We start from the raw sequence: 18,331 nt of genomic DNA on the forward strand, positions 1-18,331 counted from the left end.
GCCCCGTTGCGGAACTCGCCACCTATCGCCACGTTTTGTTCGTGAGCGAAAGCCTAAATTCGAATCCGACATGGAGTTGTGAAGATGTTTAGTTTCAAACCAGTACTGGTGGCGGCCGTCCTGGCGGTTGCAGCACCGCTGGCCATTGCGTCGCCAAGCTATGCACAAGGATTGGGAACAAAGGCTCAAGGATTCGCCGGTGGCAGCGGACACATTGGTATGGGCGGAGGTGGCCGACACATGGGCGGTGGCGGCTGGCGTGGCGGGCATCACATGGGCATGGGTGGAGGCTGGCGCGGCGGCGGTATTGGCTGGGCCGGCCGCGGGTGGCGTGGAGGTTGGGGTGGCGGGTTTTATCCCGGCTTTATTGGTGGCGGCTTGCTGGGCGGCCCGTGGGGTTGGGGTGGAGGTTGGGGTTGGGGCGGTGGTTGGGGATCGCCTTATTACTCGTACTCTTCCCCCTACTACGGCTCCCCATATTACGGCGATGACGATTATTACGATGATGGTCCCACCGCGGTCCAAAGCAACGGCTCTGGCAGGGATGCCTCCTACTGCCAGCAACGGTTCAAATCATACGATGTGCGTTCCGGAACCTATTTGGGTCACGACGGCAAACGCCATCGCTGTCCGTAACTAGCTTGCCCCCTTCATGGGCCTCGTCAGGAGCGGTGCCAAAAGCACCGCTCCTTTTTCTTTTATCTTCTTCGCTTTGCCGTTCCCGGCACACCTTAGCTATTTATCCGCTGAACGGTTGGTCGCGCGTAGCGAGTCGCGTCTCTGAAGCAACCCCTCGCGTGCAATAAATAGCTGTCTTGTGAACAGCGGGCGAAATTCGTCGGTGGGACGACATCAGAGACTTTTTCCGTTTCGGAATCCGTGAACACTCACCGATACTTGAAGTCATCCAAGGCGCGATTCGACCCTTGGTTTTCCCTTCTTTCCACCATATTTAGTATTTGATTCAAGAATCTGCACTAGTCCTTGACGTGCGCAAGGGAGTCGTCCTAGCTTAGATTTCGGTTGGCGCGAGTATGTTTCGGGTTCCGCCGGTCGCTCCTGAAAGGTTCCAGAATGGGCACTTCGTCCGCCGGTTTGGGCAGCGGAGCGCGGACGTGTCTGCTCTGAGCCGAGGTGTCAGGAACACCAAAAACCAGATCGAAACTGGCGCAAATGGGGATGTGAGGCGTTGAGTCCGAGATAGCCACGGGCCGCAGGTCCTCTGGTTGGAATCGGACTTCCAAACAGGGCCGGAACCACTGGCCGAACTGCGGGCGCAAGAGTCCGCGAATGGAAACCGCCAACGCCGCCGAAGCGGTGACGGACAGTTACGGGGCACGAAACAATGCGATTCGAACGGCGCTATACCAGGGACGGTCAATCACCCTATGCCGGGATCGATTTCCGGCTGACCACGAGCGAGATCCGTAATCCGGATGGCTCCGTGGTGTTTCGCCTCGAGAATGTGGAGGTGCCGGAACCGTGGTCGCAGGTCGCTTCCGATGTGCTGGCGCAGAAATATTTCAGGAAAGCCGGCGTCGCGGCGCGCCTCAAGAAGGTCGAGGAGGAAACGGTCCCTTCATGGCTGTGGCGTTCGGTCCCTGATACCGACGCGCTCGCCGCCCTCCCCGAGAATGAACGCATCGTCGGTGAAACCTCGGCCAAGCAGGTGTTCGATCGGCTCAGTGGATGTTGGACCTATTGGGGCTGGAAGGGCGGTTACTTCACCTCTGAAGAAGATGCGCGTGCCTTCAACGACGAACTGCGCTACATGCTGGCGCGCCAGATGGTGGCGCCGAACTCGCCGCAGTGGTTCAACACCGGCCTGCACTGGGCGTATGGCATCGACGGCCCCGGCCAGGGCCACTACTATGTCGACTTCAAGACCGGCAAGCTGACCAAGTCGAAGTCGTCATACGAGCACCCGCAGCCGCATGCCTGCTTCATCCAGGGCATCGAGGATGACCTCGTCAACGAAGGCGGCATTATGGACCTGTGGGTGCGCGAGGCGCGCCTGTTCAAATACGGCTCCGGCACCGGCTCCAACTTCTCGCGCCTGCGCGGCGAAGGCGAACGTCTCTCGGGCGGCGGCCGTTCCAGCGGCCTGATGAGTTTCCTCAAGATCGGCGACCGCGCCGCGGGCGCCATCAAGAGCGGCGGCACCACGCGCCGCGCCGCCAAGATGGTGGTGGTCGACGCCGATCATCCGGACATCGAGCAGTATATCGATTGGAAGGTGAAAGAGGAGCAGAAGGTCGCCGCTCTCGTCACCGGCTCCAGGATCAACCAGAAGCACCTCAAGGCGGTGATGCGCGCCTGCGTCAACTGCGAGGGCTCGGGTGACGATTGCTTCGTGCCGGAGAAGAACCCGGCGCTGCGCCGTGAGATCAAGCTCGCCCGCCGCGCGTTGGTCCCTGACAATTACATCAAGCGCGTCATTCAGTTCGCGCGACAAGGCTACAAGGAGATCGACTTCCCGGTCTTTGACACCGACTGGGATTCGGAGGCTTATCTCACCGTCTCCGGCCAGAATTCCAACAACTCGGTGTCGCTGAAGGACAACTTCCTGCGCGCGGTCGAGACCGACGGCGACTGGAATCTGATCGGCCGCACCACCGGAAAAGTGACGAAGACGCTGAAGGCGCGCGACCTCTGGGAGAAGATCGGCTTCGCCGCATGGGCCTCGGCCGATCCCGGCCTGCACTTCAACACCACGATGAACGACTGGCACACCTGCAAGGCATCCGGCGATATCCGTGCATCGAATCCGTGCTCGGAATACATGTTTCTCGACGATACCGCCTGCAACCTCGCCTCCGCCAACCTGATGACGTTCCACGACACCGCCTCGAAGCAGTTCGACGTCGATGCCTATGAGCACACCGTTCGTCTCTGGACTGTCGTGCTGGAAATCTCGGTGCTGATGGCGCAGTTCCCGTCCAAGGCGATCGCGGAGCTGTCTTACGAATTCCGCACGCTGGGTCTCGGCTTCGCCAACATCGGCGGCCTCCTGATGACCATGGGCCTGTCCTATGACTCGAAGGAAGGCCGCGCGCTGTGCGGCGCGCTGACCGCGATCATGACCGGCATCGCCTACAAGACCTCCGCCGAGATGGCCGGCGAGCTCGGCGTCTTTCCCGGCCACAAGAAGAACGCCGGCCACATGCTGCGCGTCATCCGTAATCACCGCCGCGCCGCGCACGGTCAATCCAACGGCTATGAAGCGCTCGCGGTGAATCCGGTGCCGCTCGACCATGCCTCCTGCCCGCAAGCGAACCTGATCGCCCACGCGACCAGGGCGTGGGACGATGCGCTCGCGCTCGGCGAGCAGCACGGTTACCGCAACGCGCAAGTCACCGTGGTGGCGCCGACCGGCACGATCGGTCTGGTCATGGACTGCGATACCACCGGTATCGAGCCCGACTTCGCGCTGGTGAAATTCAAGAAGCTTGCCGGCGGCGGCTACTGGAAGATCATCAACCGCGCTGTGCCGGAGGCGCTGCGCGCGCTCGGCTATCGCGAGAGCGAGATCGCCGAGATCGAGGCCTATGCGGTTGGTCACGGCTCGCTGTCCAACGCGCCGGGCATCAACGTTTCCACCCTGAAGGCCAAGGGTTTCACCGACGAGGCCATTGCGAAAGTGGAGAAGGCGCTGCCGACCGCGTTCGACATCAAATTCGCCTTTAATAAATGGACGTTTGGCGAAGACTTCATCCGTGACACGCTCGGCGTTGATACCGACGCCCTCGCCTCGCCGACCTACGACCTGCTCACGGCGATCGGTTTCAGCAGGCGCGAAATTGAAGCCGCCAACGTGCACATCTGCGGCGCGATGACGGTGGAAGGCGCGCCGCACCTCAGGGCCGAACACTATCCGGTGTTCGACTGCGCCAACCCCTGCGGCAAGATCGGCAAGCGCTATCTCTCGGTCGAAAGCCACATCCGCATGATGGCGGCCTCGCAACCGTTCATCTCGGGCGCGATCTCGAAAACCATCAACATGCCGAACGACGCCACGGTAGAGGACTGCAAATCGGCCTACCTGCTCTCGTGGAAGCTCGCGCTGAAGGCCAATGCGCTCTATCGCGACGGATCGAAACTGTCCCAGCCGCTCAACTCGCAGCTCATCGCCGATGACGACGGTGACGACGACGCGATCGAGGCGCTGATGGACAAGCCGATGGCCGCGCGCGCCACGCAGGTGGCGGAGAAGGTCGTCGAGAAATTGGTGGAGCGCATCGTCGTACTGCGCGAGCGCGAGAAGATGCCGGACCGCCGCAAGGGCTACACCCAGAAGGCTGTCGTCGGCGGGCATAAGGTCTATTTGCGCACCGGCGAATATGACGACGGCCGCCTGGGCGAAATCTTCATCGACATGCACAAGGAAGGTGCGGCCCTACGCTCCTTCATCAATAACTTCGCCATCGCGGTTTCGCTCGGCCTGCAATACGGCGTTCCGCTGGAGGAATATGTCGACGCCTTCACTTTCACTCGCTTCGAGCCGGCGGGACCAGTGCAGGGCAACGACTCGATCAAGTACGCGACCTCGATCCTCGACTACGTGTTCCGCGAACTCGCGGTCAGCTACATGAGCCGCTACGACCTCGCCCACGTCGATCCGTCGGAGACCGGCTTTGACGCACTCGGCAAGGGTGTGGCCGAAGGCAAGACGCCGGAAGGCCAGCATGCCACCCGCTACGTGTCGAAGGGCCTGACGCGCTCGCGCACCGACAATCTTGTCGTCATGCGCGGGGGTTCACCCTCTTCCCTTGCGGGAGAGAGTCGGAGCGGAGGGGCCAACGTCACCGCCCTCTCCTCCTCGCGCGTGGGCGACACGCTCGAAGGCGCAACCGCGCTGAAGCAGGAGACTGAGCACGACCTCTCGCCGACCGAGCGGCTGGAACAGCAGCAAAGAAGCAAGGCCGCTGCCGCGCATGCAACCGCACCGACCAAGGCCGAACGCCGCGCCGAAGCGAAAGCAAGAGGTTATGAGGGCGAGATGTGCTCCGAGTGCGGCAACTTCACCTTGGTGCGCAACGGCACCTGCATGAAGTGCGATACGTGTGGCTCAACGACGGGGTGTTCGTAAATTTCAGAATTTAATATCTGGGTGAGCAACAGAAAAAGAGGCAGCTAGAATCTGCCTCTTTTTTTCTAGTCTAAATAATCATGTTATGACAACCTAAGCGTGTAGCAGCGGGGGCGGGACTACATGGCTGAAAATAAAAGCCTATCACTCTACTACACAGGCATGCACATCCTGGAACGATGGAGGCGAAAGAGCTTATTCAAGTTCTAAGCGCCTTCACACGAATAACAACCAAAGCGAATCGCGCTTACCACGGTTCAATCAAAAAAGCCTCTGTTCGTATTGAACGAGTTCAACCCGGCTCCATTGATCTTCAGTGGATATGCGAGGTCGCCGCAACTGCTCAAACGGCCTTCGCAGCTCTGCCCGCCCTATCCTTTGGGATCAAGGATGTTACGGGCCTTATCAAAGCGTGGCTCGATCTTCTGAAGTTCCTCAAGGGGCAGCCGCCGCAAAAAGTCCAAAATGTCACGAATGGAAACGCTCTTCAAATTGAAAACGTGACTGGGCAAAGCACCATAATAAACGGGAATGTCTACAACACATTTATTCTGAACGGGATTGGCGGCGATGCTGAAAAGCTCGAACTACCGATTCGACATGGCGCAAAAAAACTCGAATTGAAACAGGGTAGGCGAAAAATCGGCTCTTATGACGCGGCCGACTTATCAAACTTCCGAGCAATCAAACCCAAAGACAAACCGCTTGAGAGCGAAATCGAGGTAATACTTGAAGTTGTTGCTCCTGTCTTGGAAGGACAGGGCATGTGGCGGTTCAAATATGGTCGCATGTCTATAACGGCCAAATTGGTCGACGAGGACTACAAGCAACGTGTCTTAGTTGGCACGGAGAGCTTTAGTCATGGCGACCGATTACAGGCCAAGCTCAAAACTGTTCAAGAAAACCTTGGAGATAAAATTACAACAAAGCACTTCATCACTAAAGTTATCGAGCGCGTATAGTTAACCCCTATGCATTCAACCGGCGACGTTCGTAACTTCTTTGCTTGGAGCGGTTGGCTTGATCATATGGTGCTTCGGCCATTAAGTCATATCGCTGGAAATTGGGAAGTGCGTTGGAACCACGATGAAAAGCGATATCAACCCGAGCCGGATAGTTTTGCCGAAGACCTCAATGAAGTAATCGATCTTATTGCGATCTGTCCTAGACCCCTGAAATATCATGAACATGAAGATGTGCTCGCCGAACGTGTCGTGCGGGAACTGAAATGGCCTATTCAAAAAAGAGGAGGACGTTGGATCGGAGGAGACTATCCCACAATCCTTGAGCAAGGATCATTTGACGATTTAGATCAGAGAAACCTGATAGCTGCCGCAGCTGGTCGTGTACATGCTGCATTGGACCGCGAGCAAAGACATTTTGATGAGATGGAGGAAGGCCATCTCTATATTTTGGCAGCCCTAATTTCCATTATAATCTATCACCGCGATTGTAATGGAGCATCAAAGCTATTTGCAGAGAACGATGAGAACGACATGGCTTGATGTCCATTACAAGCTTTTGGCTTTTCTACTCTGCCCTTCCACCGACCGTATGCGTCGGATCAGCAAGACTGCTCCATGATCGTTTAGCCCGTAGGGCGGATTAGCGCAGGGTAATCCGTCGCGCTTCCTCCCTCGACGAGCAGAATACCCAGCAGCCTCATCAAATGCCGAGCTGTTTGATAACCACCAGTCCGGCGAAAAAAGCAATCAACAGTACTGCGCCGCCTATCACGTAGATGTTCTTGCGGCGGTTGCTCATATTCGGCGCCCCGTTGTATTCTCGCGTCGAGCTGCGCCATTCCCGAAAATCATTCATTGTTCGTACCTTTGTTGTCTCGGCCCGTAAGCCCCATGCATCGTCAGCGCCTAGAGTCTGTTTCAACTGCGTTGAATCAGACTCTTCGCTTATCTTTTTGTTTGAGCATGATCTTTTCCGAAAACCGGTTTCCACTTTTCGGGATCATGCTCTAGCGCACACTCACCCGCAGGTCCACACCGGTCCGATCGGCGTCTGCGTCCAGCACGGGCCGATGCTGCCGCCGTTGTAGCGGCCGCGATAGAATCCGGGCCGGCCGAAATAATACGGTGTGCCATACCAGTAATAGTGTGGCGTTGGCCCGATATACCAATGACGCTGCTCACGGCGCGCATTGCGTAGCACCGATGCCTCCTGCTTGAACAGCGGAGCCGCGTTGTTCAGCGGCTGATGATACCCCGGCAGAAAGCCGTAGGTGTGCGGGGGATGCGGGTGTTTTCCCTGTCGGTGCGCCGCCTCCGCGGAAACCCACGGCAGCGGCAGAAGGAGGATGACAATCGATAAACACAGGAGGCGCGACATGAGCCGATCATAAGCATTCGGCGGCGGCGTAACCATTCAAATCCTCGAACGCCGCGCCGCTGCACCCCCTCACCTGCCCGCGTGCTCAAGCGCGCTGCCCTTGCGGGCTGCGATGCGACCGGTCTTGTTGCTTTTGATTTTATATTGCGATCGTCTTCGGATGCGCGGCGGGTGTGGCCCTTGTCATTCTCTCCCCACAGCCTGAACCCGCCCTCGAACGCATCGGCATTGTCGCCACGGCGCGATTTCGGCGGCAGCTTGTCGAGATGCGCGACATTGCCGCCGCCGATCAGCACCTCGTCTGGTTCGAGCGCGGCCGTGAGTTGCATCACGATATCGGTGACGTGCTTGCGCCATTTCTTGTTGCCGCGGCGTTGCCGTCCGGCCTCGCCCGCGTAGTCCTCGTAGGTCTTTCCTTTGCGATATGGCAGGTGGCCCAATTCCATCGGCTCCAGTTCGCCATCTACAATCATCGCCGAGCCAAGCCCGGTGCCGAGCCCCAGAAACAGCATCCGCCCGCCGCGATATCCGCCGAGCGCCTGCATCAGCGCGTCGTTGACGACCTTGGCCGGTTTGCCGAACGCCTTTTGAAAGTCGAAGCCCTTCCACCCCTCGCCGAGATTGAAGGGCTCGCGCAGCGGGCGATTGCCGCAGATCGGGCCGGGATAGCCGATCGAAATGACGTTGTAGGACCAATCCTTCGTCAGCGCCTTGATCTTGCGCACCATCTGCTTTGCCGTGAGATCGGGGCCAGATTCGAATTCGCGTTTGATGCGGTCCTTGCTGGTCATCATTTTGACGTGGGACCCCCCGATGTCGATCGCGAGAATGGCTCGGTTCATCTGGCTGGAGCGTGCTGATTTCATTGTTCGTCCTCAAAACACCTGATGCACGCCAGCGTTCCTTCCAGGATGCCGATCAAATGCGACAGAGCTTTCCGGTTGCGTCCACCGCTTGCGGCCGTTCGCATTCGGGCCTAACTAGCTGCGGTATCCTGCCTTTTTCCTTAGCATACTCGCTCTTCCGGAGTGCCTCTTGATGACCGACGCCCCCTACACGCCGCCCAAAGTCTGGACCTTTGACAAGGAGAATGGCGGCAGATTCGCGTCCGTCAACCGTCCGACCGCAGGCGCGACTCACGAAAAGGTGCTGCCCGTCGGCAAACACCCCTTTCAACTTTATTCGCGGGGAACGCCGAATGGCCAGAAGGTCACGATCATGTTCGAGGAGCTGCTCGCGCGCGGCCATCCCGGCGCGGAATATGACGCGTGGCTGATCCAGATCGACGGTGAGCAGTTCGGCTCGGGCTTTGTCGAGGTCAATCCGAATTCGAAGATACCGGCCCTGATTGACCGCTCGAGACCCGAGCCGCTCCGCGTGTTCGAGTCCGGCGCGATCCTCCTACATCTTGCGGAAAAGTTCCGCGATTTCATTCCGAGGGCAACGGCGGCGCGCGCGGAATGCCTGTCCTGGCTATTCTGGCAGATGGGCAGCGCGCCCTATCTCGGCGGCGGCTTCGGGCATTTCTACAACTATGCGCCGGAGAAAATCGAATACGCCATCAATCGCTTCGCGATGGAAACGAAGCGGCAAATGGACGTGCTGGACCGGCGGCTCAAGGACAATGAATATCTTGCCGGTACTGAATATACGATCGCCGACATCGCGGTGTGGCCATGGTATGGCGGCTTGGCCGAGGGCAGGCTCTACGGCGACAGCGCCACCTTCCTCGACGTCCAAAGCTACAAGAACGTGCAACGCTGGACCGCGCAGATCGCCGCTCGGCCTGCAGTGAAGCGCGGCCGCATCGTCAACCGCACATCCGGTGATCCCGCAAGCCAGCTTCACGAGCGTCACGACGCCTCCGACTTCGCCACCCGGACGCAAGACAAGCTCGTGAAGCAGGGTTGACGCCCTGCCCTCCTCATTTACAGCCAATCCGAGCTGGAGGCTCCTTCAATGCATGGAAAGGTCATCGTCATCACTGGATGCTCCGGCGCACTTGGCAAGGTCGTCGCGGACGCCGCCATCGCGCGCGGCGCCAAGGTGGCCGGCATCGACCGCGCTGCTGTAAACGGCGGTGCTACCGCTGACCGGATCGAATTCGACGGCGTCGATTTGACCGACTCAGAACAAGCCTTGCGGGCCGTGGATGCGGCGGCTGCGCATTTCGGCCGGCTCGATGCCCTCGTCAATATCGCCGGTGCATTCGCGTTCGAAACTATCGCGGACGGCGACTCCAAAACATGGCAGCACCTCTATGCGATCAACGTGACGACCGCGCTAAACACCTCGCGGGCCGCGATCCCGCATCTGGTTGCATCCGGCGCCGGACGTATCGTCAACATCGGCGCGACCGGAGCATTACAGGCCGGCGCTGGCATGGGCGCCTATGCTGCGTCGAAAGCGGCCGTGCATCGGCTGACCGAAGCGCTTGCCTCCGAGTTGAAAGGCAAGGTGACCGTCAATGCCGTCCTGCCCTCGACGATCGACACGCCAGCCAACCGCAGGGACATGCCCAAAGCGGATTTCGCGACGTGGGTGACGGCGCAGGAACTAGCGAATGTCATTCTGTTTCTGGCAAGCGATGCGGCAACCGGAGTTACCGGCGCGCTAATACCGGTGCGTGGACGCGTCTGAAACGCGACCTTCTCCTCTTGCAAACGGTCTAACCGGGTTTTTAGTAACCTACGGTTCTTCGACTCTTGCATTTCTCTTGTAGCGTGTAATTATGGTATTTATGCTATCTATGGTAGCGACGATAAGAAGTTCCCAGCCTTAGGGTTTTCTACAGGGATCAGCAGATGCCTGGCCGCAGCAGCTATTCCTACGAGGATTTGCTGGCTTGCGGCCGTGGCGAGATGTTCGGTCCTGACGAACCCAAACTGCCATTACCGCCGATGCTGATGTTCGATCGCATCACGGAAATCACGGAAGGCGGCGGAAAATACGGGCGCGGACTGGTGCGCGCTGAGCTCGACATCAAACCGGACCTCTGGTTCTTCCAATGCCACTTTCAGAACGATCCGGTGATGCCCGGCTGTCTTGGTCTCGATGGGCTTTGGCAGATGGTGGGATTTTATCTGGTCTGGCTTGGCCGCGACCGGAATGTGAAAGCTCGTGCCCTCGGTCTCGGCGATTTGAAATTTGCAGGTCAGATTCTGCCGCATGCGCGCAGGCTTTCCTACACGGTGGACATCAAACGGGTGAGGCGTTCGAGGCTGGTGATGGCAATTGCCGACGGCACGGTAAGCGTTGACGGCGATATGATCTATTGTGCCAAAGATCTTCGGCTCGGCCTGTTCAAGAGCCTTCCAGGGTCGCCGACTTAGCCGACCGACTGATAAGATCCGGGCCGTTGAGTCGGCCTGAGCGTGCAACGTGGAAACCTCGCTTTATCTTCCGGTCAAACGTCATCTTGAAAGCCTTGGCTTCACTGTTAAGGGCGAAGTCGGTGGCTGCGATCTTGTTGCGCTCAGCGGCGATGATCCGCCGATCGTCGTGATCGGCGAGCTGAAGCTGAGTTTCAATCTGGAACTCATCCTTCAAGGCGTCGAGCGCGCGGGCGCATGCGATGAGGTCTGGCTTGCCGCCAGGCTGTCGATGAACGGCAAGGGACGCGAGAGCGACGCGCGCTATCGGAACCTGTGCCGGCGGCTAGGGTTCGGAATGCTCGGGGTGACACACCAAGGGAGCGTTGAAGTGCTGGTGGCGCCCTCCGCTGTCAGTCCGCGCCGCAATCCCAAGAAGCGCTCTCGGCTGGTCATAGAGCACCAACGCCGCAAGGGCGATCCAGTTGCCGGCGGCAGCACGCGGACGCCGATCATGACAGCGTATCGCCAGCAGGCACTGGTTTGCGCAGCCGCAATGGCTACCGGTCCATGCCGCGTGCGGGATCTCAGAGTGGAAGCTCCGGATGCCGGAAAAATCCTCCTTCACAATGTCTATGGATGGTTCGACCGCATTGAGCGTGGAATTTATGCCTTGACCGACGCCGGCAGAACCGCGCTGAAGCGATGGCCTCAGGGGCCATCCGAAGTAGTACCGATCGCCGAATAACCCCCGGACAAGTCTGACCCCCATGCAGGGTCTTTAAGGCAAAGCGCGGCTGCATGTCGCATGTTGCTTTATGCGCGACTTGGCAATGTGCAAAGCGCGTCAAAATGCATAGCTGTTTTGCCACTTTGGATCCCGTATGAGGTGCATACCGAGTCTCCTGACCTAAAGCAGGATGAGGTTTGATTGTACTTTCCGCTTCTTTTTGAATCGAAAAGTGCGGATGCCGGAGACAATGGTTCGAAGAACCGTCGTTCTTTGAACGACCACGGTCATGTCGCGTTGAGGCGTTTCACGTCAATTTTCATGGGCTGAGTTTGCCCAACCATTGAGGCGAACGATGAGCGAAGGCTGGCACACAAAATTTGGCATCCGGCGGGTTCGCCACGATCCTCCCACGTTGGAGGAAGCCATCTTCGCGGCCATGGGGATCACCGACGATCTCGACTCGCAGGCGGAGATTGCGGCATCGCTGATTGGAATGCCGTTCGATGTCGTTCACGCAGAGGTCAAGAAGACCGCTCGTGCTGTTACGCGGTCGCCTACGACGCGCGTGATTGCGGGTGAGCAGGGCGCGTTGCGCTCGGTCGTGGTCGAGCGCCGCGTAGTTCGCAGATTTGCCAACGACAGGCGATTATGACGCGAGTCGAGTCGAGATTAGCTTAGCTGCAAACCGCACTATTCTTCCGACTGCCTGCTGACGTTCTTCGCAGCGCTGAAAATCGTGCTACGAGAATGCGAATTGTCGCTGCTACGAAGGATACCAGATGCCGAAAAGTTGCGACCTGCTTTTTTTGATAGTTGTCACACTGAGCATTGCGGCGCCCGCCGCACACGCTTCGCAAGTTGCGCGAGAGACCGACGTCGTCAATCTGCGGCTGGGCGAACGCATTCTTGTCGATGATGGATCTTGTCCGGCGGGGCAGATTAAGGAAATCTCCGGTACGAAACTGACCCCGGCCGGCGTTGTTCCGGCACGCAAGTGCATATCGCGGGTCGGCTCAAAGCGGTGAATGCGTACCTCCGTCGCATTAACATCGCCTTCGAACGTGACTCTAATCGGAAATGAAATCCCCGCATTTCTGGATGGTGGTGTCCGAAGCGCCCCAGGGCATGATCGGTACTGAGGACGTCGAATTCTGTGGCGAGCCCTCGATCACTCGGTCGGAATAAACCATATAGACCAGCACGTTTCGTTTTGCGTCACAGCCCCGCACGATCTGCATCTTCTTGAACAGCAGCGAGCGCCGCTGCCGGAACATGTCTTCGCCCTGCTTCATCTTTTCCTTGAAGCGAATCGGCCCCATCTGGCGACACGACAGCGAAATATCCGAGACTTCCTCCGCCACTCCAAGCCACCCCTTGATGCCGCCCTTCTCGGGTAACGTGAAATGGCAAGCAACGCCTTCGATCTCAGGATCATCGACGCCATACGTCGCAAGCTTGTCATTCGGTGTCAGCAGCTTGAAAACCGTCGAGCGACGAAAGATCAGGTCGGGCTCGTCTGCTGCATGGGCGTATGTTCCGGCGAACACCGCCACCGTAAGGACGATGAAGGCCAAAAAGGTCCGAGCCGTTCGGCGCTTCTCATCATGAATCTGAGCTCGAAATGTCATCAGGTAGCTCCGTTTGCTGAGTCCGACCTATGTAAGTTCTTCAAGTTCCCGAGAAAAGATCTCGACCGCCGAGCGAGCCGAGAATTAGATTCGTGTGAAGGATTTTGCATTATTTAAAGGAAGCCAGCCGGAAAACCGACACAGACCGGTAGGAAGTGAAGTCGGAAGCGCTAAATCTGAACCATGATTCGAGGACAAAGGCGTGAGTGAATATCTGTCCTTCCTGCGCACGATGCGGTGGACCGCCAATGTTCCCTCGGTTTGCGTGGGTACATATCCTTGGTCGGTACGCCTCGGGATTGGACTGCTGATCGCCGTCCTGACCGGACTTGGATCACCCGCGCGCAGCCAGATCTTCTGGCAGGACGATTATCCGGACTTTTTTAACGAAGGATCTCCCCCGCCGCCCGTCACGAGGCCGCAGGCGCATGGAGCTAAACATCGCCGGCTCCCAAAGCCAGAATCGGCGGCTAAAGTCACGCGGAAGCCAAATGGCCCCATCATCATTGCCATTTCAATCCGGCGGCAAATGCTCAAGGTCTATGACGCCAACGGCTTTTTCGCCGAAACCCCGGTGTCGACTGGAATGAGCGGCCACGGAACTCCAATGGGTGTTTTCAGCGTCATTCAAAAGCAAAAATGGCATCGCTCGAATATCTACAGCGGCGCGCCAATGCCCTACATGCAACGCATCACCTGGTCTGGCATCGCGATGCACGCGGGCGCGCTTCCAGGTTATCCTGCGTCGCACGGATGCATCCGAATGCCCTTGGACTTCGCGGTGAAGATGTGGAATTGGACCAGGATCGGCGCTCGAGTCATCATTACTCCTGGCGAGGTGACACCCGCTGATTTTTCGCACCCTGTGCTGATAAGCCGTCGGCCAGAGCCCGTGCCGGCCGAGGTGAAAGCCGACGCCAGCGCCGCGATGTCGCAAGTCAAAGTTTCATCGCTTACATCCGGTTTGCCTGCGACCGGCGGATCCATCACTGCGACGCCTGAGGTGGCGGCCGCCGAGCCAATCAAGGCAGATTCAGGCAACACGGGGGACGCCGACGTCACGGTAACGGCGGCGGCCAACCCTGTCAGCGATACGGTGGTTTCCCCCGCCGAAATCCCCGCAGGGTCGGAGGATCAACCGCAAACCCCTCCTGCGAGCGCGGAGAAGGCTGAGCTCGCGGCGATCTCCGCACTGAAGCGGAGCGGACGGATCGCGGTCTTTGTCAGCGGCAAGGACAGCAAGATCTATGTGCGGCAGAACTTTACGCCGATATTCGATGCTCCCATCACGATCGCCGCGAGCGATCGGCCTTTGGGAACACACGTGTTCACCGCGGAAGTCGCCAAGGACAGCAAGGCTGACTTCCGCTGGTCGGTCGTGTCGCTCCCGGCGCTGGAGCGTCGCGCCGACCGAGTTCACGTTCTCAAAGGTCGGTCCGGCCAGAAAACGACCGTGGTCAACGCAACGGTCAGGCCGACCCCTGTTCCGGATAGCGCCACCGACGCGTTGAACCGCATCTCCATCCCGGAGAACGTCATGGCGCAAATCGCTATTGCCTTTTCAACGGGAGACTCCATCATTGTCTCCGATCAGAGTATTGCAGGCAGCGAAACCGGTGAAGGCACCGACTTCATCGTCGGGCTGCGATAAAGTGGCGGTTCAATTGCTCGGGCTTTCGCTCGGCGCTATTGCCATGGTCGCGCACACGGCGGTATCAGAGGAAGCAGCCCAACTGGGGATAAATGCCGTTTCCGTGGAAGGGGTCGTCTGTAGCTGCGCTAGAATGAGAAAGCGGGCGATTCAACCGCGATAACCTTTGAGGTGATCGAGATGCGCATGACGACAGGGCTGATCTTTGCAGGCGCGGTTTCGTTGTGTGCGACCACGGTCGCCTGGTCGCAGACGCCCGCACCCAAGGGAGTCCAGAATGCGGCCGCGCCGGTTCCCGCGCGGGCAAGCGGAGCGCAGGTCGCCTGTAACGGAAGCCCCGACGCACTCGGTGTTGCCCGCGTGGTCCAAATTGATACGACCGGTGGTCCTGGCTTCGGATTCGAGCATTTCAAGCAACTCGATTTCCTGCGCGACAAGGAAGTGGTGCTGACGTTTGATGATGGTCCGTGGCCCGGAAATACGCCTGCCGTGCTGAAGGCGCTTGCCGATCAGTGCACCACCGGAATCTTCTTCTCGATCGGCAAGCACGCGACCTACCATCCCGAGATCCTGCGGAATGTCGCCGCCGCCGGACACACGGTCGGCTCGCACACATGGTCGCACGCTAATCTCAACAACAAGAAGCTGTCCGAGGCGCAGCGCAAGGACGAGATCGAGAAGGGATTCAGCGCCGTCAAATGGGCGCTTGAGGCTGCTCCTGCCCCGTTTTTCCGTTTCCCTGCGCTACAGCATCCGCCGGAGATGGTGACCTACCTTGGCGAGCGCAATATCGCGATCTTTTCCTGCGACGTCGACTCATTCGACTTCAAGTCGCACAAGGCTCAACAGGTGGTCGACAACATCTTCAAGAAGCTCGACAAGGTCGGCAAGGGTATCATTTTGATGCACGACTTCCAGAAGCATACCGCCGAGGCGCTGCCCGAGGTTTTGCGCAGGCTGAAGGCCGGTGGATACAAAGTCGTGCAGATGAAGGCAAAGGCGCCGATCGAGACGCTCGCGCAATACGACGAGGAATTGAAGAAGGATACCAAGCTGCCGACCGTGAGTTCCCGGCCGGTCAACAGCGTCGTCCAGACGATCTCCGAATAACGCGCGACGATCCGGAAAGGCTTATGCTTCGCATCGAGGGCTATGTCATCGTGTCGGCGGACGGAATGCTCGCCGATGCGAGCCATGTGATGCCGCAAGCGCTGAAATTCAGAGGCGATCTTGAGTTTTTCACCGCAGGACTGGATCATGCGGACGTCGTCGTTCATGGACGCAATTCGTTCGAGGATCAGCCCAACTCGCCGCTGCGCAAAAGGGTTAGACTAACCCGCCGTGTAGCCGCTCTTGAACGTGATCCCGAAAACGAAAAGGCTACCTTATGGAATCCCGCTGGCGCGTCGTTCGAGGACGCCTGCGCTCATGCCGGAGTGCGCGATGGAGTGGCCGCGATCATCGGTGGACCTTCAGTATTCGAAATGTTTCTCGATCGTTATGATACGTTCTGGCTGTCGGAAGCTCCGCATGTGAGGTTACCCGGAGGCGAAGGCTGCTTTCCTGGCGTCCCCGATAGTTCTCCGCAAGCTGTGTTGGCGGCACATGGACTTCAGCCTAGCGAGGTCCGGATTCTCGATGCGGAGAACGACGTTCGCGTTACAGCATGGCGCCGCGTTTGACAGATTAGATTTCCCGCAAGACGCTTCATCCTCTCAGTGGCCGGGCTTGTCTAACATTACGGAGGAACTGCCGTTATCACAGCGGACCCGGCTACTGTATTGGAGAGTCCGGCACCTTATTGGAGGAAAGCGAACAGCGCGAACAATCTCTAATTGAGGCTCAAGTTAGGATTATCTACCATCTGGCTCGATAGTTAGAGATCATTCGCCTCTTGAAGGGATAGAAAATGAATCCAGCCATGCAGATGATGATGCCCATGATGGGCGGCGCGGCGCCCATGATGATGAATGGCATGACGCCGATGGGCGGCATGATGCCAATGAACGGTATGATGGCGATGCCGACCATGATGTGCCAGATGACTTGCACAATGACGGCCAATGGCATGACTTGCGAGATGACGCCCATGGACGCGTCGATGAAGAACATGTTCATGCAGTGCTGCCAAAACATGATGAACATGGCGAACAACGGCATGCCCATGATGATGTGTTGCGGCGGGATGGCGATGATGTGCGTCATGCCGGCCAAGGCAGCCTGACGATATCGAACGATCCGGTTGAGTTCGAACAAGGGCTGGCTGATCCTGCCCTTGTTTTTGTTTCAGACTGGGCGAGTGGTGGCCGTAAATATCGCGGGGTTGTGCCAGCGTCAGCCGATCATCTGCGCATAGGTCATCACGAGATACAGAACTGCCTCGTCTGTGCCGAGATTGCGGTATGCGTGCGGAACGTCCGCCTCGAACAGCATGGCGTCTCCCTCTCTCAGAGTCGTTGGCCGCGCCGATCCGACGGCGATTTCGACAGACCCTTTGGCAACGACCAGATTCTCGCGTGTCCCTGCCGCATGAGCTTCGGCGTTTTCGCAATAGAGTGGAGCGAGCCGGAGTTCATAGAACTCAGTTCGTCGTTCGCTATCGAACGGAAACAGAGCCCGGGAGGTGAACTGTCCCTGATTGGATGACAACAGTTTCGATCCATCGCGCCGCAGAACGATGATTCCTTCGGGATTGCCAATGGCGATCAGGCTAGCGAACGGAACGGTGAGCGAGGTGCATATTTTCCAAAGCAGACCGATGGTCGGCGTGCTCTTGCCCGTTTCGATCTGGCCAAGCATAGCGCGGCTCACGCCCGATTGCTTGGCCAACCGCTCAAGCGACAAGCCTTGCCGTAACCGGATGCGGCGCAGATTCTTTCCGACAATCACCGGCAGTTCAATGCAATCCAGACCGCCTCCATCGCCTTGATGGTAAATCTGGCTCGTGTCTAGTTTGCTCATGCGATGATCGGGCTGGACTCCGTAGATCTGGGCCTTGATATCCATGTTTGGAACCCAACGAAGACGACAGGCACCGTCAGCCACATAAACGGAAGAACGAACGGGATGTTGAATTGGCTGGCCGATGACAGACCACAAGCCTCTCCGGATTTCGCTGCGCGCCTGCGCCGCTCCAGATAAGGTTGAAAATCAATGATAGCGGCACTGCTTTTTCCCACGGCTTCACCATTTCAAATGCATTGATCGAGAGTCGTTTCACCATATGTTGGCGAAGCGGAGTGATCCTCACAATCGGCAGCAAAAGAAAACGATAAACTTCGCAGAATGCACCGTCTTGCGACAGAGTCATTCTGAGCAATGCAACCGTAGAAGTTAATATCACCCACGTCAGCACACACGAACGGGCGGCACAAATGAGCATTCCGCTCGCATTCGTGTGGCGGTCATCTGGCCTCTCCGGGAATACTGAAGCTTCGCAACCTCATCCTCCTCGGATTAAACCGCTTAACGCACACACCTAAGAGCCTGTTTGAAAATTGGGCTAGGCGGGGATTCCGGTATCGCAGCGAATATGATTCACACTTGGGATGTGGACACGCAAGCAGCGAAGCCGGA

At 58.1% G+C, this 18,331-nt stretch carries 19 protein-coding genes and 1 pseudogene; 14 read left to right on the forward strand and 6 right to left on the reverse strand.

Going from position 1 to position 18,331, the window contains the following annotated elements; genetic code table 11:
* The first annotated feature begins 84 nt into the window (after positions 1-84).
* The 4 genes from GGQ85_RS11565 (at position 85) to GGQ85_RS11580 (ending at position 6,594) form a co-directional block, all read left to right on the forward strand.
* A complete protein-coding gene (locus GGQ85_RS11565) occupies positions 85-636 on the forward strand; it encodes a BA14K family protein (RefSeq protein ID WP_309774633.1) in 552 nt (183 codons plus the stop codon).
* Between the two features lie 709 nt (positions 637-1,345).
* Positions 1,346-5,089 (forward strand): vitamin B12-dependent ribonucleotide reductase, encoded by a 3,744-nt coding sequence (locus tag GGQ85_RS11570; protein ID WP_309774634.1) that lies wholly within the window; start codon positions 1,346-1,348, stop codon positions 5,087-5,089.
* A gap of 179 nt (positions 5,090-5,268) precedes the next feature.
* Entirely contained in the window at positions 5,269-6,051 is a 783-nt protein-coding gene (locus GGQ85_RS11575) for an LAPAL motif-containing putative phage structural protein (RefSeq protein WP_309774635.1), read from the forward strand.
* A 9-nt stretch (positions 6,052-6,060) separates the two neighbouring features.
* Positions 6,061-6,594 carry a hypothetical protein gene (locus tag GGQ85_RS11580; RefSeq protein WP_309774636.1) on the forward strand — a complete coding sequence of 178 codons (534 nt, stop codon included), beginning with the start codon at positions 6,061-6,063 and terminating at the stop codon, positions 6,592-6,594.
* 160 nt (positions 6,595-6,754) lie between these two features.
* On the opposite strand, the gene GGQ85_RS11585 is transcribed toward GGQ85_RS11580, so the two are convergent.
* From GGQ85_RS11585 to GGQ85_RS11595, 3 genes and pseudogenes are all read right to left on the reverse strand, one after another.
* Positions 6,755-6,910, reverse strand: a complete 156-nt coding sequence (locus GGQ85_RS11585; RefSeq protein WP_309774637.1) for a hypothetical protein — start codon at positions 6,908-6,910, stop codon at positions 6,755-6,757.
* Positions 6,911-7,072: 162 nt separating this feature from the next.
* On the reverse strand, positions 7,073-7,432 hold the full coding sequence (locus tag GGQ85_RS11590; protein ID WP_309774638.1) for a hypothetical protein: 360 nt from the start codon (positions 7,430-7,432) through the stop codon (positions 7,073-7,075).
* A 194-nt stretch (positions 7,433-7,626) separates the two neighbouring features.
* A pseudogene (locus GGQ85_RS11595) lies at positions 7,627-8,298 on the reverse strand (ROK family protein); the annotation flags it as partial.
* A gap of 172 nt (positions 8,299-8,470) precedes the next feature.
* Here GGQ85_RS11595 and yghU point away from each other — a divergent pair.
* From yghU to GGQ85_RS11625, 6 genes are all read left to right on the forward strand, one after another.
* The gene (gene yghU, locus GGQ85_RS11600) at positions 8,471-9,343 is read left to right on the forward strand and encodes a glutathione-dependent disulfide-bond oxidoreductase (RefSeq protein WP_309774639.1); all 873 of its coding nucleotides are present in this window, start codon (positions 8,471-8,473) and stop codon (positions 9,341-9,343) included.
* A 48-nt stretch (positions 9,344-9,391) separates the two neighbouring features.
* The gene (fabG, locus tag GGQ85_RS11605; RefSeq protein ID WP_309774641.1) at positions 9,392-10,072 is read left to right on the forward strand and encodes a 3-oxoacyl-ACP reductase FabG; all 681 of its coding nucleotides are present in this window, start codon (positions 9,392-9,394) and stop codon (positions 10,070-10,072) included.
* A gap of 164 nt (positions 10,073-10,236) precedes the next feature.
* Positions 10,237-10,764 (forward strand): bifunctional 3-hydroxydecanoyl-ACP dehydratase/trans-2-decenoyl-ACP isomerase, encoded by a 528-nt coding sequence (gene fabA, locus GGQ85_RS11610; RefSeq protein WP_309774642.1) that lies wholly within the window; start codon positions 10,237-10,239, stop codon positions 10,762-10,764.
* A gap of 49 nt (positions 10,765-10,813) precedes the next feature.
* On the forward strand, positions 10,814-11,491 hold the full coding sequence (locus tag GGQ85_RS11615; RefSeq protein ID WP_079446588.1) for a DUF2161 domain-containing phosphodiesterase: 678 nt from the start codon (positions 10,814-10,816) through the stop codon (positions 11,489-11,491).
* 337 nt (positions 11,492-11,828) lie between these two features.
* A complete protein-coding gene (locus tag GGQ85_RS11620; protein ID WP_079446589.1) occupies positions 11,829-12,128 on the forward strand; it encodes a hypothetical protein in 300 nt (99 codons plus the stop codon).
* 127 nt (positions 12,129-12,255) lie between these two features.
* Complete coding sequence (locus tag GGQ85_RS11625; RefSeq protein WP_079446590.1) at positions 12,256-12,501, forward strand: DUF6719 family protein; 246 nt, start codon at positions 12,256-12,258, stop codon at positions 12,499-12,501.
* A gap of 42 nt (positions 12,502-12,543) precedes the next feature.
* On the opposite strand, the gene GGQ85_RS11630 is transcribed toward GGQ85_RS11625, so the two are convergent.
* Positions 12,544-13,104, reverse strand: coding sequence for a CreA family protein (locus GGQ85_RS11630; RefSeq protein WP_079446591.1), 561 nt, complete (start codon positions 13,102-13,104; stop codon positions 12,544-12,546).
* Positions 13,105-13,306: 202 nt separating this feature from the next.
* Here GGQ85_RS11630 and GGQ85_RS11635 point away from each other — a divergent pair, with 202 nt between their 5' ends.
* From GGQ85_RS11635 to GGQ85_RS11650, 4 genes are all read left to right on the forward strand, one after another.
* A complete protein-coding gene (locus tag GGQ85_RS11635; protein WP_309774643.1) occupies positions 13,307-14,755 on the forward strand; it encodes a L,D-transpeptidase in 1,449 nt (482 codons plus the stop codon).
* Between the two features lie 180 nt (positions 14,756-14,935).
* Entirely contained in the window at positions 14,936-15,865 is a 930-nt protein-coding gene (locus tag GGQ85_RS11640) for a polysaccharide deacetylase family protein (RefSeq protein ID WP_309774644.1), read from the forward strand.
* 23 nt (positions 15,866-15,888) lie between these two features.
* Positions 15,889-16,437 carry a dihydrofolate reductase family protein gene (locus GGQ85_RS11645; protein ID WP_079446592.1) on the forward strand — a complete coding sequence of 183 codons (549 nt, stop codon included), beginning with the start codon at positions 15,889-15,891 and terminating at the stop codon, positions 16,435-16,437.
* A gap of 227 nt (positions 16,438-16,664) precedes the next feature.
* A complete protein-coding gene (locus tag GGQ85_RS11650) occupies positions 16,665-16,979 on the forward strand; it encodes a hypothetical protein (RefSeq protein WP_309774645.1) in 315 nt (104 codons plus the stop codon).
* Between the two features lie 110 nt (positions 16,980-17,089).
* Here GGQ85_RS11650 and GGQ85_RS11655 read toward each other — a convergent pair whose 3' ends face one another.
* Entirely contained in the window at positions 17,090-17,716 is a 627-nt protein-coding gene (locus GGQ85_RS11655) for a helix-turn-helix domain-containing protein (protein ID WP_079446613.1), read from the reverse strand.
* Between the two features lie 76 nt (positions 17,717-17,792).
* A complete protein-coding gene (locus GGQ85_RS11660) occupies positions 17,793-18,137 on the reverse strand; it encodes a hypothetical protein (protein WP_139372867.1) in 345 nt (114 codons plus the stop codon).
* Between the last annotated feature and the right edge of the window lie 194 nt (positions 18,138-18,331).

It is taken from the genome of Nitrobacter vulgaris (assembly GCF_031453995.1).
GTDB classification, from domain to species: Bacteria; Pseudomonadota; Alphaproteobacteria; order Rhizobiales; family Xanthobacteraceae; genus Nitrobacter; species Nitrobacter vulgaris.

What these genes read in the sequence shown, in the direction of transcription:
- GGQ85_RS11565 (WP_309774633.1), top strand. Translation starts at nt 85, where the DNA reads ATGTTTAGTTTCAAACCAGTACTGGTGGCGGCCGTCCTGGCGGTTGCA.
- GGQ85_RS11570 (WP_309774634.1), top strand. Translation starts at nt 1,346, where the DNA reads ATGCGATTCGAACGGCGCTATACCAGGGACGGTCAATCACCCTATGCC.
- GGQ85_RS11575 (WP_309774635.1), top strand. Translation starts at nt 5,269, where the DNA reads ATGGAGGCGAAAGAGCTTATTCAAGTTCTAAGCGCCTTCACACGAATA.
- GGQ85_RS11580 (WP_309774636.1), top strand. Translation starts at nt 6,061, where the DNA reads ATGCATTCAACCGGCGACGTTCGTAACTTCTTTGCTTGGAGCGGTTGG.
- GGQ85_RS11585 (WP_309774637.1), bottom strand. Translation starts at nt 6,910, where the DNA reads ATGAATGATTTTCGGGAATGGCGCAGCTCGACGCGAGAATACAACGGG.
- GGQ85_RS11590 (WP_309774638.1), bottom strand. Translation starts at nt 7,432, where the DNA reads ATGTCGCGCCTCCTGTGTTTATCGATTGTCATCCTCCTTCTGCCGCTG.
- yghU (WP_309774639.1), top strand. Translation starts at nt 8,471, where the DNA reads ATGACCGACGCCCCCTACACGCCGCCCAAAGTCTGGACCTTTGACAAG.
- fabG (WP_309774641.1), top strand. Translation starts at nt 9,392, where the DNA reads ATGCATGGAAAGGTCATCGTCATCACTGGATGCTCCGGCGCACTTGGC.
- fabA (WP_309774642.1), top strand. Translation starts at nt 10,237, where the DNA reads ATGCCTGGCCGCAGCAGCTATTCCTACGAGGATTTGCTGGCTTGCGGC.
- GGQ85_RS11620 (WP_079446589.1), top strand. Translation starts at nt 11,829, where the DNA reads ATGAGCGAAGGCTGGCACACAAAATTTGGCATCCGGCGGGTTCGCCAC.
- GGQ85_RS11625 (WP_079446590.1), top strand. Translation starts at nt 12,256, where the DNA reads ATGCCGAAAAGTTGCGACCTGCTTTTTTTGATAGTTGTCACACTGAGC.
- GGQ85_RS11630 (WP_079446591.1), bottom strand. Translation starts at nt 13,104, where the DNA reads ATGACATTTCGAGCTCAGATTCATGATGAGAAGCGCCGAACGGCTCGG.
- GGQ85_RS11640 (WP_309774644.1), top strand. Translation starts at nt 14,936, where the DNA reads ATGCGCATGACGACAGGGCTGATCTTTGCAGGCGCGGTTTCGTTGTGT.
- GGQ85_RS11645 (WP_079446592.1), top strand. Translation starts at nt 15,889, where the DNA reads ATGCTTCGCATCGAGGGCTATGTCATCGTGTCGGCGGACGGAATGCTC.
- GGQ85_RS11650 (WP_309774645.1), top strand. Translation starts at nt 16,665, where the DNA reads ATGAATCCAGCCATGCAGATGATGATGCCCATGATGGGCGGCGCGGCG.
- GGQ85_RS11655 (WP_079446613.1), bottom strand. Translation starts at nt 17,716, where the DNA reads ATGAGCAAACTAGACACGAGCCAGATTTACCATCAAGGCGATGGAGGC.
- GGQ85_RS11660 (WP_139372867.1), bottom strand. Translation starts at nt 18,137, where the DNA reads ATGCTCATTTGTGCCGCCCGTTCGTGTGTGCTGACGTGGGTGATATTA.